Raw genomic sequence first — 13565 nt, 5'->3', positions numbered from 1 at the left:
CGCGAACGCGCCCATCTCGTCGCGCACCTGGCCGCAATCTACCCGGCCGTCGTCTGGGTGGACCCCGACGAGCCGGACTGGCCCGTCGTCGCGGTCGAGCTGTCCACCGGGCAGGCCTGCGGCACGTCGCGCAGGCCGACATGGATCTGTTCGCCGGCATCCCGCGCGGCCCGAACCAGTGGGACGGGCACAGCACCGCCGAGAAGTACGAGCGCCTCGACGAGGCGACACGGCTGCTGTCCGAGCAGCGGCCCGACATCACGCAGCAGAGGAGTTCCTGATGGGTTGCAAGTGGGAAGTGCTCGTGTGGACGAACATCGGCGAAGGCTATCGCCATTACACGCGGCACCAGGGGCAATCGCTGTGCCGGGCTATCTGGGAAATGCTGCGCGCGCGGCGCGAAGGCATCGGCTGCATCGCCCTGAAGTGGCGGTGAGGCGTGGCCGAACCCGAGTGCTCGCTGACCGAGCTGCCGGTCAGCATGTGCGCGCACTGCCGCAAGCAGGACCTGCCGAAACCTGAACCGCTGTATTGGTTCACGGCCCGCTACCACGGCCGCTGCGCCGACTGCTCCCGGCCGATCGAGCCCGGCGACGAGATCGCCGCAACCGACGACGGGCACGTCTGCAGGAGGTGCGCGTGACCGAAGTCTGCGCCCGGCTGGAGCTGCCCTGGCAGGCGCCGAAGCTCAATCCGAATACACACATGCACTGGGCTGCTCGCGGGCGGCACACCCGGTTCGTGCGCGAGCAGACCGGGTGGATAGCGAAGGCCGCCAAGATCGCACCGACGCTGCCGTTCACGGTGACACTGCACTACCGGCCCGCCCGCAACGGCCGCCGCGATCCCGGGAATCTGTGCCTGGACAGCAAGGCCAGTATCGACGGCCTGGTCGACGCCGGCCTCGCTCCGGACGACACCGCGGAATTCATCCGCGAAACGATCCCCGTCATCCACCCCGCCGAGCGTGGTCGGCCCGGTGCGCTCTGGCTCGAAATCACCTGGGAGGCATAGCGATGGCCTGGTACGACGTCTACGAACGCGACGTGCTCGGCAAGCCGGGCCCGGCCGGATCCGATCATCCGACACGCCCGGAATCCGTCGAGCCGAAATCCGATTCAGGGATTTCGCCGAGCCCGGCACTTACTACGCCAGTACAACCCTCGACACCACCGAAGCGTCGCCGCCTCGACATCGACGCGGGAACCGCAGTCGGCGAACTGGTGAGCGGCTTCATCGAGGGCATGCTGGAGTTCTTCCTGGGGCGCCGATGACCGAGACTCCCTGCGTCGCCTGCGAACGCCCGGTGGCCGACCACGCGCCGCTGTGCGGCGAATGCGGCCAGCGCACCATAGACGCCCTGCACAAGGTGCCCGGCCTGCTGGACGAATTCGCCGTCACCCGAGCCGGGCTCGCCCGCATGACCGCGCACCAGGTCGGCCGCGGCGCCGACACCGTGCTGCCCGTGCGTGTCACCACCGGGCGCGGAGTCGTGCTCGAAGGCGACCGCGCCTACCACCAGCTCGTCAACACGGTCACCACCTGGACGCGCGTGCTCGCCGAGGACCTCGGCGTCGAGCCGTACATCGGCGGGCCGTACCTGCTCGAGCTGGCGGCCGCGAAACGCGACGCGCTCGCCACGCCAGCGCAGGCCGCGGTGAAACGTGGAGCGACGCCAGTCGAGCGCGAGATCATCGACACCACCACACTGCCTCCGGCACCGCCGGACGCCACGGCGCAGGCCGCGGTGTGGCTGGCACGCCACCGTCACCAGCTGCGCGCGCACGAGGCCGCCGCCGAGCTGCTCGACGACATCACCACCGCCGTCGACCGGCTCACGCGATTCGTCGACCGGCCCGTCGAACGCCGGTACCTCGGCGCGTGCTCGGCGACCTATGAGGACGGGCAGAAGTGCGGGTTCGGGCTGCGCGCCGAACTCGACGATCAAGGCCGCACCGCGGCGTACGTGTACTGCGGCCGTTGCAAGACGCAGTACGACGTGCACCAGATCGAGGCGAAAGCTACCGCGGCCGCGATCGAACAGTCCTACAGCCTCGCCGAACTGCTACGCCTGCTACCCGCGCTCGGCCAGCCGGTCGCGAAGGCAACGCTCTACCGGTGGGCGAACAAAGAGCGGCGCCTCTCGCCGCGCGGATGGCGGCACGTCGACGGGGACGGGTACGTGCGCATCACCGACCACCAGATCGACAGCACCGACGACCAGGTGTACCGGCTCGGCGACGTCCTCGACATCGCCAAGAGAGAGCCGGCCAAGACGAAGAAAGGAGCGGCAGCGTGAGCATCCACGATGTGATTGCGCGCCTGCGCGCCGATCTGGACCAAGACGAGGCGCTGGCGCAGGCCGCGCTCGACGAGTGGCACCTGGTCGATAGCGACCCCGAGATCGCAGGCGTGCTCGGCGGCAAGCTGTTCGCCTACTTCGAGCGCCAGGATCCGGAGCGGATCCTCCGCCAGATCGAGCTGCTGCGTAAGTACGCGGGGGCATGCGAGAGGTCGACGTCCGCCTTTCCGGACTTCGACGGCGGGTATGACACGGCGATGGAGGATGTCGTCACGGACGCCGCCTTCGCGTGCCGCCCTTGCGGGCACGAACGCATCGTCCTGCACTCCCGGGCCGACATCCGGCCGATGGTCTACCGGTGCGACGACTGCGGCGAATGCGCGCGCGTGCCCGCACCGCTCACCGACGCCGAGGCCCGCGCGCAGCTCGGACAGCCACAGGAGGCTGCATCATGACACCCGAACTCACCGAGGCCAGGACCGATCATCACCTCCTTGAGCTCGTGCGGGTGCCTGACAATCCGTACTTCTGCGACGACCGCGCGAAAGTCCCGCTTACCTGGTTCGGCCCAGCCGATCGCAACCCAGCCACGGCCACCTTGGACCGCTGCGCATACGCGGTCGCGCGCCCGTATCTGGCGCCGCGCCTCGACGCTCAAGCGAGAGGTCTGCTCGATTGGGCTATTCGGGCCGCGACACAGCGTCGTCTGCGATTCTGGAATTCGGAGTGGAAGTGCACATACGACAGCGCCGAACACGGTCGTCCGATCGTCGCCGATGAATGGGGCGTGATCCCTGACGGCACCTATCAGCCCGCGGTCACGTACGAACACCGTAGGCAGCGGTGGACGGGGAGGATGATTCAGCCGTGACCAGCTTGGAATCGGATCGACCGCGCGTGACGTTGGACGGCAACCGCACCGTGCGCGGCAGAACGGATAGCGATCCGAAACCGCTGGTCAAATCGTTCAGATCGGCCGACTCCGAAACACTGTGTCTGGCAACATATGACAACGGGTCGCCGCCAGCTCGGTGGCTGCGTGTGATGGGAGGGTCGCGTTGGCTAGTGAGCCGAGCGTGTGGGTCTACATGTCCCGGATCCATACACCAGGCTGTCCATGGTCCTACACGTCAGAGTGCGATGAGCAGTTTCACAAGCTCCGTATCGAGGACGAGGAGGCCGCCGAACTGCTGGAGGCGCAAGCGCGGCGGGCCTACAGAACGGGGCTACCGCCGCAGGAAAACAACGCCGATCCGAACCGCAAGGGCTGGCCCACGCATCGTTGCCCAGTCGGGGAGAGAGTCAAGGACCTCAAAGGGTCCAAGTTCGAGGATGGTCGTTGGCCCATGCCGTGGACGGGTGAGCTGTACGCCGAGAGCAGTGACAATCGAACACTGTACCGGCTGTACTTCATAGAAATGCGTCCGGAATGGGGGCCTCCGACAGAAAAGATCATCGGTAGCGGGATCGGCAGCAAGCCGGTCAGTGAGACGACTGACTGGACCTCCCTGGATCAGACCTGGGACATCCATGACGCGATGTACTCCGGGGTGACGACCTGCGAGAACGTGAGAGCCAGATGGAGACGCTGGGAAACAAGTTGATAGATTTTGCGTTATAACGCATGCGCTGGGGCGTTCAATAGGGCACCCTTGGACCGAGAGAGGAGGCAGCGAGATGGAACTCTTCCCTGGCATCGCAGAGCCAACCGATAGAGATCACTTGGGCAGCGCGGTTGCTGATGAGCAGTTGAACCTCATCCTTGGGCTGCGTGAGATTCGCATCCAGCGGCAGATGTCGCTGGCTGACGTCGCTACCGAGATGGGCATCGATCAGTCTCAGGTGTCGAGGTTGGAGAGCGGTTCGACGAACCCCACGATGTCGACGATCCGCCGGTACGCGAAGGCTGTGATGGGCGTCTTTCGGGTTCAAACCTTCAAGTGGGAGGACGATCCTCATCGCGCCACCAGTCGGTTCTCGGGCACACTGATGTCGCCCGCAGGCCCGGCCGGGCCTGCGGAGCCCTCCGTTGTCCACGCCTACAACTTCCGGCTGAGCGCGCTGTGACCGATCTGGTGAACCGCATCACCGCTGGTGATGTGATCTGGATACGCAGGTACGTGCAGCGCGCAGAAAATTTTGATGCATCGCACCTGGAGTCTGGCAACTTCGAGGCTGGCATTGCGCCGGTGATGAGCCGGGATCCCAAGGCTGGGAATGCTCCAGTACTGGATCTCCGCGCAAAGGTCGACCTGGAAAATGCGGCCGTGGAAGCCAGTTTCGAGGTCATGGTGCGGTTCGTCTTTGGTGGTGAAGCTGAGGCTCCCGGGGATGAAGAGACGATGCAGTTCCTGCGTGAGTACGGGCTTGATTACGCATTCGGATTCGTTCGAGCTGCGCTAGTCGATGACTTCCGAGCGTTCGGGTTTCCCCCAGCGATCATGCCCGTCGATGCCCTCGATGCTGCGAAGTTGTCCGAGCTCAGCATCGCGCGACCTAAAGCGGAACCAACATCGCGTTAGGACATGGCACCCCACTCGCAGACTGGCCTCATCGCTCGGACTGGCTGTGCGCCCTGATCAACTAGATGCCCAGCTCATGTACAGTGAGACTCGAAACCGCCGCTGACGACCCGACCCCAGAATCGGATCGCAGCGGCTTTTTCGTGCCCGGAGCACGCAGCGAGGTAGAGCAGTTCGGTAGCTCGGTGCGGCCATAACGCACAGGTCGCGGGTTCGAATCCCGTCCTCGCCACGGACGCAGCGCGTCAACCCGGCCACGGCTCGGCCGGTAAGCCCTCCAACGAGCACAGCTCCGCAACCCGTTCTCCAACCTTGGACGGGGAGTTCGCTGCGCGCTGCCCACTCCAATCTCTGATGAAGGAGCAACCCATGCTGTCTGCCATCCTGTCCACCCTGTCCGCCGCCGGATCCGCCGCCATCGGTGCCATCGACTGGAGTGACGTGCTCAGCGCCGTCATCCGCGCCATCTTCTGATGCCGATGGACTTCGGCCAGGCGCTCGCCGTTCTCCGTGACGGCGGGCGCGTCGCCCGCGCCGGATGGAACGGCAAGGGTATGTGGCTCGTACTCGTGCCCGGCTCGACCTTCACCGTGGAGGCCGATCGCACGCTCGGGCAGGCCGCGCCGGATCTGGTCGGCCAGACCGTGAACTACCGGCCGCACATCGACATGAAGACCGTCGACGGCGAGATCGTTCCGTGGGTCGCCTCACAGACCGATCTGCTCGCCGACGACTGGGAGCGTGCCGCGTGAGCGCCCCAGGCCCGAGCGTCGGACGCGTCGTCCACTTCCAGGACCACGAATACGCACCACCGTCCGCCGCCATCGTCGCTCACGTCAACGAGGACGGCAGCACCTTGAACCTCACAGTGTGCGACATGCTCGGCGGCACCCGCGGGATCCTCAACATTCCCTTCGCCGAGGAACCGACCGTCGGCCATTGGAACTGGCCGCCTCGGGTCTGACCCCCTGAACTTCGCAGCGCGTCAAACCGGTTCAGGTACCCGGCAAGCGCCCCAGGGAGACGCGCAAACCTCCGCAAGCCCGCGCATATCCATCGCGGGTGGTCACGCTGCGCGCTGCGAACCCCGCCCTCACGTAGTCCAGCGGCCGAAGACGGCGCGCGTGTACGGATCGAGGCCGGCCGAAAGGCAAGTGGCCCCCATCGCGCAGACGCGGGTTCGAATCCCGCCGAGGGCAACCCATTCCACTCCATCCGCCAGGAGGTTTCACGATGGACCTGTATGCGATCGCGCACGCGCTGCTGTGCCACCCCATCGGCCACGCGGCCGTGCTCAAGGCCATCCCGCTGCACATCCTGTGGACGGTGAACTGGTGAGCGCACGCCGGTACCGCAAGCGCCCCATCGTCGTCGAGGCCATGCAGTGGACCGGCTACAACGCCGCGCAGCTGCGCGACTGGACCGTCGGCGCGTTCCACGCAGTCGATCCCGAAGACCGCACCGAGGACTCCGACCCGACAGGCGACCTGCTCATCGCTGCGAACAACGCGCACGTCGGCATCGAAACAGGCGAGTGGATCATCCGCGACAGCAAGGGCTTCTACCCATGCAAGCCGGACATCTTCGAGCAGACGTACGAAGATGTGTAGCCGACTGCTCGACTGGTACGACCGACTGATCGACAGGTTGGCTCAGCGTGTGGCTGACCGGATCACGGCCAAGGCCGCAGCCCCTGGCGAGGTGAGGCCGCCCCTACCCGGAAGGTCCGCGCCTTGTTCCTGCGTACAGTGCGCACGTCGCTGGGCGTCGCTGCTCGCGCGCCTGGACGGCTGATGCCCTGGTCCCGCGAGCCCGGTCGCTACCGCGGAGTGTCGCGCGCGCAGGCCGAGCAGATCCGGATGCGCGACAACCGGACCTGTCAGAAGTGTGGCAAGCCAGGGCGCGAGGTCGACCACATCCTCAACGTCAAGGCCGACGGGACCGATGACGACGACAACCTCCAGGTGCTGTGCAAGGACTGCCACGACGCCAAGACCCAAGGCGAGGCCGCGGCCGGCCGAGCCCGGCTCAGCCGGTACCGCGAGCCCGAGCCCCACCCCGGACGGTTGCCGAGGCGTAGCTAGTGGGTGGGGGATGGCCCTCGATCGGGTCCGAGTTCGGCGGAAGGCATAGCACCTCCGACCATGCGTGCGGCTCTCTCCTGTTTTTCCGCAGGTCACAGCCGTGCGGCCGCGGGGCGGCTGCGGAGCGTCCAGCAACCCCGGGGTATCCCCGCTGATAGGGGCTTTAATTCGTAACACCGCCAGGTAGGATGGGCGTGTGGGGATCAAGGAGTGCGAGTACTGCGGTGATCGGTTCGCGCCGACGAACGCGCGCGGCCGGACGCCGCGGTTCTGCTCGAACGCCTGCCGGCAGGCCGCCTACCGCGACCGCCAGGTGCTGCCCGCCGAGCTGCGCACCCGCGACCGCTGGGTGATGTGGAAGCAGGCCTACCGTGGTGGGCTGCCGACGAAGGTCCCGATCCAGCCGACCGGCAAGGCCGCCTCGTCGACCGACGCCGAGACGTGGTCGCCCTGGTCGCGCGTGAAGCCCGCCGCCCGCAAGGGCTTCGTGCTGGGTGCCGGTATCGGCTGCCTGGATCTGGACCACTGCCTCGTCGACGGCGTCCCGACCCCGGCGGCCGCGCGGTTCCTGGCCAAGCTGCCGCCCACCTACGTCGAGGTCTCACCATCCGGTACCGGCCTGCATGTCTGGGGCCGACTGCCCGAGGGCCGCGGCCGCCGATACGTGACCGACGACGGGCTGAAGGTGGAGCGCTACAGCGTCGGCCGGTACATCACGGTCACCGAACGTCCGGCGCCGTGCTCGGTGCGCCGCCTGGCTGATCTGTCCGAACTGAGCTGACCTCCAGGCCGATCGGCCGCCGGTGGCGGCTCATTGGCCAGCCGCCCTGGTGGCGGTCGAGACCCTGGAGGTCATATGGCATCGAAACCTGCTGCGCCGAAGGGACTCGCCCCGGGTGGTCGCAAACTGTGGGCCGACATCGTCGCCAAGTGGGACCTGCGTCCCGACGAGCTGCGCGTGCTGCGCGAGGCCGCGCGCGAGGTGGACCTGATCGACAAGCTCGAAGCGGTGCTGAACAAGGGCTCGCTGATGATCCCCGGCTCGATGGGGCAGATGGTGGTGCACCCGATGGTGACCGAGCTGCGCCAGCACCGCGCCACACTCGCGGCGCTGCTGCGGCAGCTCAAGCTGCCCGACGCCGACGGCGGCGAGGCGGAGAAAGAGTCTCGCTCGACGGCGGCCCGCGCCGCGGCAAACGCCCGCTGGGCCACTCGTGGCCAGAGCGCGTAGCGCTGGCCCCGCTCTCATCACCACTGCCGAGTCCGAATTCGCGGAGATCATCGCGTGGTACGAGGAACAGCTCGCTACCACGGTGCCGCCGGTCGACCTCGAATACGAGCCGGTCAAGATCGGCCCGGTCTGGCAGTGGGACAACGGATGGGTGCTACCGGAGCACACACTCGGGTGGCGCGTGCTGGCGTGGTGTGGGAAGTGGCTGCGCGACAAGAAGGGTCAGCCCTGGCAGTTCACACCGGAGCAGACGCGCTACATCCTGTGGTACTTCGCGGTCGACCAGGACGGCGATTGGCTCTACCACTCCGCGGTGCTGCAACGGCTGAAAGGCTGGGGCAAGGATCCCATCGCGGCATGCCTGGCGATGGCCGCCTGTTTCGCCGAAGTCGCATTCGACCATTGGGACGGCGACAGGCCGATCGGGCGCGAAGAGCCGAACGCGTGGGTGCAGATCATCGCGGTCAGCCAGGAGCAGACCAAGAACACGATGAAGCTGTTCCCGTCCCTGGTGCCCGCGGAGACGCGCGCTCACTTCGGAATCCAGATCGGCAAGCTGAACGTCTACGGGCTCGGCGACACTCGCCAGATCGAGGCGGTCACATCATCGCCGCTCGCGATCGAGGGCGGCCGCCCGACGCAGGTGTTCCGATGTGAGACCCAGAACTGGAACTCGTCCAACGGCGGCCACGACATGGCCGGCGCACTGGAGGGCAACGCCGCGAAGTCGGAGGCCGGCGCCGCCCGGATGATGGACATCTGCAACGCCTATCGGCCGGGTGAGGACTCGGTCGGCGAGCGGATGCGCGAGGCGTACGAGGCGACGCAGGGCGAGGACTCGATCGCGATGGACTTCGGCTTGCTGTACGACTCGCTGGAAGCGCCGCCCGAGGCACCGCTGACGGCGGAGGACGCGCCCGCGGTGGTCCACTCGATCGCGGGGGACTCCTATTGGCTGGACACCCGGCCTAAGGGCCGCATCGTCAAGAGCATCTTGAACCCGGCGAACCCGCCGAGCGAGTCGCGGCGCAAGTGGTTCAACCAGGTGGTCGCCACGGCCGACGCCTGGACGACGCCGCAACTCTGGGATCGCCTCGGGAATCCGCCGGCACCCGCGCCGCCCGAGGGCACCGAGGTGTTCCTGTTCCTCGACGGCTCGAAGAGCGACGACCCGACCGCGCTGATCGGCTGCCGCCTCGACACCGGCGACGTGTTCGTCGTCGGCATCTGGGAGCGCCCGGCGAACTGGGACAGCAAACGCGCGTGGCTGGTCGACCGCGCCGATGTCGACGGCCGTGTCCGCCGGGCGTGCGCTCGCTGGGATGTGTACGGCCTGTGGTGCGACCCATCCGATGCCCGGGACGACGAAAGCGGCGAGCTGTACTGGGAACCGCTGTGCGACGACTGGGCCGAGATCCAGGACTGGCGGCTGCCCGCGGTCAAGTCGGGCGACCGGCAGCACCCGATCATCTGGGACATGCGCGCGCCACGGCACGCCGCGCTGCACACCGAGCACGCCGAACGCACGGTGACCGACATCAAGGACGGCGCGTTCCGCCACGACGGCAACAAGCGGCTGCGCGCACACGTGCACAACGCACGCCGGCGGCCCGGCAAGTACGGCGTCGGCCTCGGCAAATCGGGCCGCGGCTCGGCGAAGAAAGTCGACGGCGCGGTGGCGATGGTCGGCGCCCGGCTGATGCGGAAGATCTGGTTGATCGCGAATCCGGAGCCATCCGGTGAGGCGATGTTCGTGTGAGAGGCGGTGATCGGTGAACCGGCAACAGGCCCTCGACGCCGTCCGATACATGCTGTCGGGCCCGCGCGCGTACGAGCTTCAGCGCCTCGAGAAACTGGAGGCGGCGCTACGCCCGTGGACGCCGGAGCAGGCAGTGCGGGCGCTGGAGATCCGAGGCGCGACTTCGCAGCAGATGGCCGGTCCGATGCCGGGGCTCGCGCGGAAGAGTCAGACCAACTTTCTGCCCCTGATATTGGACGTCTTCGGCCAAGCGCTGAAGGTGGACAACTACCTGACCAACGTCGCCGTGCATCCGCTGGGCGGATTGCGTACCGGCGTGCAGGCCGGACCGTGGAAATGGTGGCAGCGCAACGCATTCGATGCGAAGCAGACCGGCGTCAACCGCGGTGCCCTGCATTACGGCGCCTCGTATGTGACGGTGCTGCCGTCGCTGCGACCGAGCGACGGCGACGGCCCCGCCGACGAAACGCCGGTGATGCTGCGGGGTGCCTCACCGAGGCAGATGACCGCGCTCTATGGCGAACCGCTGGAGTGGGATCCGCGCCGCGGCGGACCGGTCGACGACGCATGGCCGATCTACGCGATGGAGATGAAGGGCCCGCACATCCGTCTGTACGACGAGAAGCTGGTGCACTTCATCGGCGCGAAGAACGTGCCACCACAGTCGGGTCTCGGCTGGACGGACCCGGCGTACATCAAGGCGAACAACTTCGAGTACATCGAAGCACGCGCCCACGATGTCGGTGTGTGCCCGGTCGTCCGGTTCCAGGACCGCATCTTGCTCGATGGCGAGGAACAGTTCGGGATCGTCGAGCCGCTGCTGACGATCCAGGAGCGCATCAACGAAACCACGTTCGAGATGCTGGTCGCGCAGTACTGGTCAGCGTTCCGGCAGCGCTACGTCATGGGCTGGATCCCGAAGAGCGAGGCGGATGCGCTGCGCCACGCCGCGAGCGACACTTGGTACTTCAAGGACGCCACGGTCAAGGCCGGCCAGTTCGACGCCACCGACCTGGAGAACTACATCAAGTCGAAAGAGAGCGCGCTGCGCGACCTGGCCGCGGTCGGTCAGGTCCCCGCGCAGCAGCTCGGCCTGTCCGGCATCAGCAACATCTCCGAGGCCAGCCTTGCGGCGCTCGAAGCGGGCAAGGACCGAAAGGTCTCCGAGATCGAGGCCAGCCTCGGCGAGAGCTACGAGCAGATGCTGCGCACTGCGGCGCACATCGCGGGTGACACCGAAGCGGCGAGTGATTTTGCCAGCGAGGTGATTTGGCGCGACCAGACAGCGCGCAGCCTCGCCCAGACCGTCGACGCCCTCGGCAAGATGGCAACGATGCTCAACGTGCCGGACGAAATCCTCTGGGAGGACATCCCCGGCTGGACGCGCGAAAAGGTCAACCGCGCCCTTGCCGCGCGGGCCCGGCAGGACGAGATGCCGACCGAGCTCCCCGCCGAGGTCTAGTTGCTGTCTGCCGCGCTGCGGCTGCTGCACCGCGCCCTCGGCGCTGCGCTGGGCCGGATCATCCTGCGCCGAATGCGCGCCGACGGCGTGCCGGTCACACCGGAACAGCGCCAGCAGATGGCGCGCCGCCTGCACCGCGAAGTGGTCGCCCGGAGACAGCGAAGCTACGGCCAGGCGGTCGAGGAGATCCGCCGCTTCGACCGGGACATCCGCATCGCCGAACCGAACCCGTATCCGGTCGAGGCGGTGGTTGCCGCATTGGAACGCGCGGTCGAACCGCCGCCGCCTCGGCCCGCTGCCCAACCGCAACCCGACCAGCGCACTGCGGACTCGAACCATTCGGAATCTCCGAACAGTCCGGAATCGCCGGACAGTTCGCCCCGAGCCAGCCGTGCCCGCGTCACCGCGCCGGAGGTGGCCCCGCGCCCGAGCGCCCGCGTAGCCGCGCCGGCCGAACTGGATCCGACGTCGAGGCGTCGCGCCCGCGCGCGTGTCACCGCTCCGACGCTGGAGAACCGCACCGACCCGACCGTGGTGCGTGAGGTAGCCGAGCGCCTTTCGGCGACCCTGACCCGTCACGTCGCGCAGGCCGGACGGGAAGCGGTCGTGAACACGGCGCTGGGCGCGGACGAGGAGATCGGCTGGGCGCGCGTGCTGTCCGGCGCGGAGAACTGCGCGTTCTGCGCGATGCTCGCCTCACGCGGGCCGGTCTATCGGTCGGACAAGTCCGCGCTGACGGTCGTCGGCCGCGGCCGCAACAACAGGACCCGCGGAACGCGAGCACTGGGCGAGTCCTACCACGACAACTGCGACTGCGAGGCCGTGCTTGTGCGCCGTGGCCAGGACTGGGAAGGCCGCGAAGAATTCGAACGGCTCGAACGGTTGTGGATGGCTGCCAGTGCCCTGGCCCGCGGTGATGAACCGCGGCTGCTGTTCAATCGGGCGTGGCGCAGAAGCCGACGTGACCCTGAGATCCTCGCCCAGCTCGACCGGCTGTGGGCCGACTCGACCGAAGGACTGGTCGGCAGCGACGCGAACCGCGCCTTCACCCGGGCCGTACGCGACGCCCAGGCCGACGGAACATTCGACGCCACCGACAGGAGGCGCACCGGAGCCGGTCCGGCCGCGCCTGAGCGGGTTCGGGCCAGCCGTGCCGACCAAGGAAGCGAAAACTCCGAGCAGAGGCCGACGCCTCCGCTTCCTAGGCGGCGTCCATCCGGCGATGTTCGAGTCCCGGAGTCGCTCGAATCCGCGGCCTCACCACAGGAGGTCGGAGCATACTTGCAAGCCCGCTACGGCGTCATGGCGGTTGGTTTCAGTGACCCGGCTCTGCCTATGGAGCAACTGCGCGAGTTCGCCGGTGCCTTCGACGACGTGGCAGCCCGGTACCCGGACATCGAGATGCCTCGTGTGGTCGGCATCTCCGACGACGAGCAGGACCACGCGTACGCGAACACGACATCGATCATGAACCCGGACGGGACCTTGACCTGTACGTCACTGATGTTCAGCCGCGAGTACATGCTCGACCCGGCACGCATGCAGGCCGAGGCGGAGCGCGACGTCGCGGTGGGATTCCATCCCCGCGGCATGGAACAGCGCGCCGTGTACGCCGTCACCGTCCATGAACTGGGCCACGTCCTCGACATCCAGGGCGATGACCACGCCAGCGCGAACGCTGTCGAGGAGCTGGAACGCCATTTCATGGCGAACGTCACCAGTTCGGCCGATCGCGCCGAGCTCGCTGCGCAATATCGTGAATGGATTGGCGAACTCAGCGGCTACAGCCGTCGAGGCGATGTCAGCCTGAACAGGGAAGAAGCTGTGGCCGAGGCCTTCGTCGATGTCGAGATGAACGGCGACGCTGCGCCCGAAGCAGCGCACGTGCTGCACCGATTACTGGTCGAGTCAAGGAGAAGGATATGAGGCGATACGATCCGCAGCCGGATCGCGACCAGTTGCAGGCCGCCTTCGACCGGGCGCTCGAGCGTGCGGCGACAGGCGGTGGTGTGCGCACCGACACCGGTCTGGACTTCCCGACGCAGCAAGCGCTGAAGGCGATTTCCGCCGCCGTGCCCAACGTGCCACCGCAACTCATCGACGCCGCTCGAGCCGCGTTCGACGGACAGCTCGACGGCTCGAACGAGACTGACGGGCTGCCCTCTTTTCTGCGCTGACGCGCACCTGCTCGACCCGGTTACTCGG

Annotated in this window: 21 protein-coding genes and 2 tRNA genes; all 23 read left to right on the top strand. The window is 67.3% G+C overall.

All coding sequences use genetic code 11. The features are described 5' to 3' along the window. Nucleotides 1-140: 140 nt before the first annotated feature. The 23 genes from ACL03I_RS01870 (at nt 141) to ACL03I_RS01760 (ending at nt 13537) form a co-directional block, all read left to right on the top strand. Nucleotides 141-281 (top strand): hypothetical protein, encoded by a 141-nt coding sequence (locus ACL03I_RS01870; protein ID WP_412804998.1) that lies wholly within the window; start codon nt 141-143, stop codon nt 279-281. Beyond that, on the top strand, nt 281-436 hold the full coding sequence (locus tag ACL03I_RS01865) for a hypothetical protein (RefSeq protein ID WP_412804997.1): 156 nt from the start codon (nt 281-283) through the stop codon (nt 434-436). Before ACL03I_RS01870 ends, ACL03I_RS01865 begins: the two co-directional genes overlap by 1 nt. Nucleotides 437-439: 3 nt before the next feature. Further along, nucleotides 440-643, top strand: a complete 204-nt coding sequence (locus ACL03I_RS01860) for an LIM domain-containing protein (RefSeq protein WP_412804996.1) — start codon at nt 440-442, stop codon at nt 641-643. Next, a complete protein-coding gene (locus ACL03I_RS01855) occupies nt 640-1014 on the top strand; it encodes a hypothetical protein (RefSeq protein ID WP_412804995.1) in 375 nt (124 codons plus the stop codon). Before ACL03I_RS01860 ends, ACL03I_RS01855 begins: the two co-directional genes overlap by 4 nt. A gap of 2 nt (nt 1015-1016) precedes the next feature. Beyond that, nucleotides 1017-1274 (top strand): hypothetical protein, encoded by a 258-nt coding sequence (locus ACL03I_RS01850; protein ID WP_412804994.1) that lies wholly within the window; start codon nt 1017-1019, stop codon nt 1272-1274. Continuing rightward, entirely contained in the window at nt 1271-2299 is a 1029-nt protein-coding gene (locus ACL03I_RS01845) for a hypothetical protein (protein WP_412804993.1), read from the top strand. Before ACL03I_RS01850 ends, ACL03I_RS01845 begins: the two co-directional genes overlap by 4 nt. Further along, nucleotides 2296-2757 carry a hypothetical protein gene (locus ACL03I_RS01840; protein ID WP_412804992.1) on the top strand — a complete coding sequence of 154 codons (462 nt, stop codon included), beginning with the start codon at nt 2296-2298 and terminating at the stop codon, nt 2755-2757. The genes ACL03I_RS01845 and ACL03I_RS01840 overlap by 4 nt, the downstream gene beginning before the upstream one ends. Next, nucleotides 2754-3173, top strand: a complete 420-nt coding sequence (locus ACL03I_RS01835) for a hypothetical protein (protein ID WP_412804991.1) — start codon at nt 2754-2756, stop codon at nt 3171-3173. Before ACL03I_RS01840 ends, ACL03I_RS01835 begins: the two co-directional genes overlap by 4 nt. 205 nt (nt 3174-3378) lie before the next feature. Then, on the top strand, nt 3379-3906 hold the full coding sequence (locus ACL03I_RS01830; RefSeq protein ID WP_412804990.1) for a hypothetical protein: 528 nt from the start codon (nt 3379-3381) through the stop codon (nt 3904-3906). Between the two features lie 73 nt (nt 3907-3979). Beyond that, nucleotides 3980-4369 (top strand): helix-turn-helix domain-containing protein, encoded by a 390-nt coding sequence (locus ACL03I_RS01825; RefSeq protein WP_412804989.1) that lies wholly within the window; start codon nt 3980-3982, stop codon nt 4367-4369. Next, entirely contained in the window at nt 4366-4824 is a 459-nt protein-coding gene (locus tag ACL03I_RS01820; protein ID WP_412804988.1) for a hypothetical protein, read from the top strand. The genes ACL03I_RS01825 and ACL03I_RS01820 overlap by 4 nt, the downstream gene beginning before the upstream one ends. A gap of 158 nt (nt 4825-4982) precedes the next feature. After that, a tRNA-Met gene (locus tag ACL03I_RS01815) sits at nt 4983-5056 on the top strand. Nucleotides 5057-5297: 241 nt separating this feature from the next. After that, nucleotides 5298-5576 (top strand): DUF2829 domain-containing protein, encoded by a 279-nt coding sequence (locus ACL03I_RS01810; RefSeq protein ID WP_412804987.1) that lies wholly within the window; start codon nt 5298-5300, stop codon nt 5574-5576. Then, nucleotides 5573-5788 (top strand): hypothetical protein, encoded by a 216-nt coding sequence (locus tag ACL03I_RS01805; protein ID WP_412804986.1) that lies wholly within the window; start codon nt 5573-5575, stop codon nt 5786-5788. Before ACL03I_RS01810 ends, ACL03I_RS01805 begins: the two co-directional genes overlap by 4 nt. 125 nt (nt 5789-5913) lie before the next feature. Then, a tRNA-OTHER gene (locus tag ACL03I_RS01800) sits at nt 5914-6023 on the top strand. Nucleotides 6024-6158: 135 nt separating this feature from the next. Beyond that, entirely contained in the window at nt 6159-6434 is a 276-nt protein-coding gene (locus ACL03I_RS01795; protein WP_412804985.1) for a hypothetical protein, read from the top strand. A gap of 123 nt (nt 6435-6557) precedes the next feature. Beyond that, on the top strand, nt 6558-6908 hold the full coding sequence (locus ACL03I_RS01790) for an HNH endonuclease (RefSeq protein WP_412804984.1): 351 nt from the start codon (nt 6558-6560) through the stop codon (nt 6906-6908). A 196-nt stretch (nt 6909-7104) separates the two neighbouring features. Further along, on the top strand, nt 7105-7689 hold the full coding sequence (locus ACL03I_RS01785) for a bifunctional DNA primase/polymerase (RefSeq protein WP_412804983.1): 585 nt from the start codon (nt 7105-7107) through the stop codon (nt 7687-7689). A gap of 75 nt (nt 7690-7764) precedes the next feature. Further along, nucleotides 7765-8139, top strand: a complete 375-nt coding sequence (locus ACL03I_RS01780) for a hypothetical protein (protein ID WP_412804982.1) — start codon at nt 7765-7767, stop codon at nt 8137-8139. Continuing rightward, complete coding sequence (locus ACL03I_RS01775; protein ID WP_412804981.1) at nt 8123-9898, top strand: hypothetical protein; 1776 nt, start codon at nt 8123-8125, stop codon at nt 9896-9898. The genes ACL03I_RS01780 and ACL03I_RS01775 overlap by 17 nt, the downstream gene beginning before the upstream one ends. Before the next feature lie 13 nt (nt 9899-9911). Beyond that, complete coding sequence (locus tag ACL03I_RS01770; protein ID WP_412804980.1) at nt 9912-11360, top strand: phage portal protein; 1449 nt, start codon at nt 9912-9914, stop codon at nt 11358-11360. Further along, entirely contained in the window at nt 11361-13286 is a 1926-nt protein-coding gene (locus tag ACL03I_RS01765) for a VG15 protein (RefSeq protein ID WP_412804979.1), read from the top strand. Next, nucleotides 13283-13537, top strand: coding sequence for a hypothetical protein (locus ACL03I_RS01760; RefSeq protein ID WP_412804978.1), 255 nt, complete (start codon nt 13283-13285; stop codon nt 13535-13537). The genes ACL03I_RS01765 and ACL03I_RS01760 overlap by 4 nt, the downstream gene beginning before the upstream one ends. Nucleotides 13538-13565: the final 28 nt, after the last annotated feature.

The sequence above is a fragment of the Nocardia sichangensis genome, from assembly GCF_047200615.1.
Classification (GTDB): domain Bacteria; phylum Actinomycetota; class Actinomycetes; order Mycobacteriales; family Mycobacteriaceae; genus Nocardia; species Nocardia sichangensis.
This window is presented reverse-complemented; position numbering and strand designations above follow the sequence as displayed.

What these genes read in the sequence shown, in the direction of transcription:
- ACL03I_RS01835 (WP_412804991.1), top strand. Translation starts at nt 2,754, where the DNA reads ATGACACCCGAACTCACCGAGGCCAGGACCGATCATCACCTCCTTGAG.
- ACL03I_RS01780 (WP_412804982.1), top strand. Translation starts at nt 7,765, where the DNA reads ATGGCATCGAAACCTGCTGCGCCGAAGGGACTCGCCCCGGGTGGTCGC.
- ACL03I_RS01760 (WP_412804978.1), top strand. Translation starts at nt 13,283, where the DNA reads ATGAGGCGATACGATCCGCAGCCGGATCGCGACCAGTTGCAGGCCGCC.
- ACL03I_RS01810 (WP_412804987.1), top strand. Translation starts at nt 5,298, where the DNA reads ATGCCGATGGACTTCGGCCAGGCGCTCGCCGTTCTCCGTGACGGCGGG.
- ACL03I_RS01865 (WP_412804997.1), top strand. Translation starts at nt 281, where the DNA reads ATGGGTTGCAAGTGGGAAGTGCTCGTGTGGACGAACATCGGCGAAGGC.
- ACL03I_RS01845 (WP_412804993.1), top strand. Translation starts at nt 1,271, where the DNA reads ATGACCGAGACTCCCTGCGTCGCCTGCGAACGCCCGGTGGCCGACCAC.
- ACL03I_RS01870 (WP_412804998.1), top strand. Translation starts at nt 141, where the DNA reads ATGGATCTGTTCGCCGGCATCCCGCGCGGCCCGAACCAGTGGGACGGG.
- ACL03I_RS01850 (WP_412804994.1), top strand. Translation starts at nt 1,017, where the DNA reads ATGGCCTGGTACGACGTCTACGAACGCGACGTGCTCGGCAAGCCGGGC.
- ACL03I_RS01825 (WP_412804989.1), top strand. Translation starts at nt 3,980, where the DNA reads ATGGAACTCTTCCCTGGCATCGCAGAGCCAACCGATAGAGATCACTTG.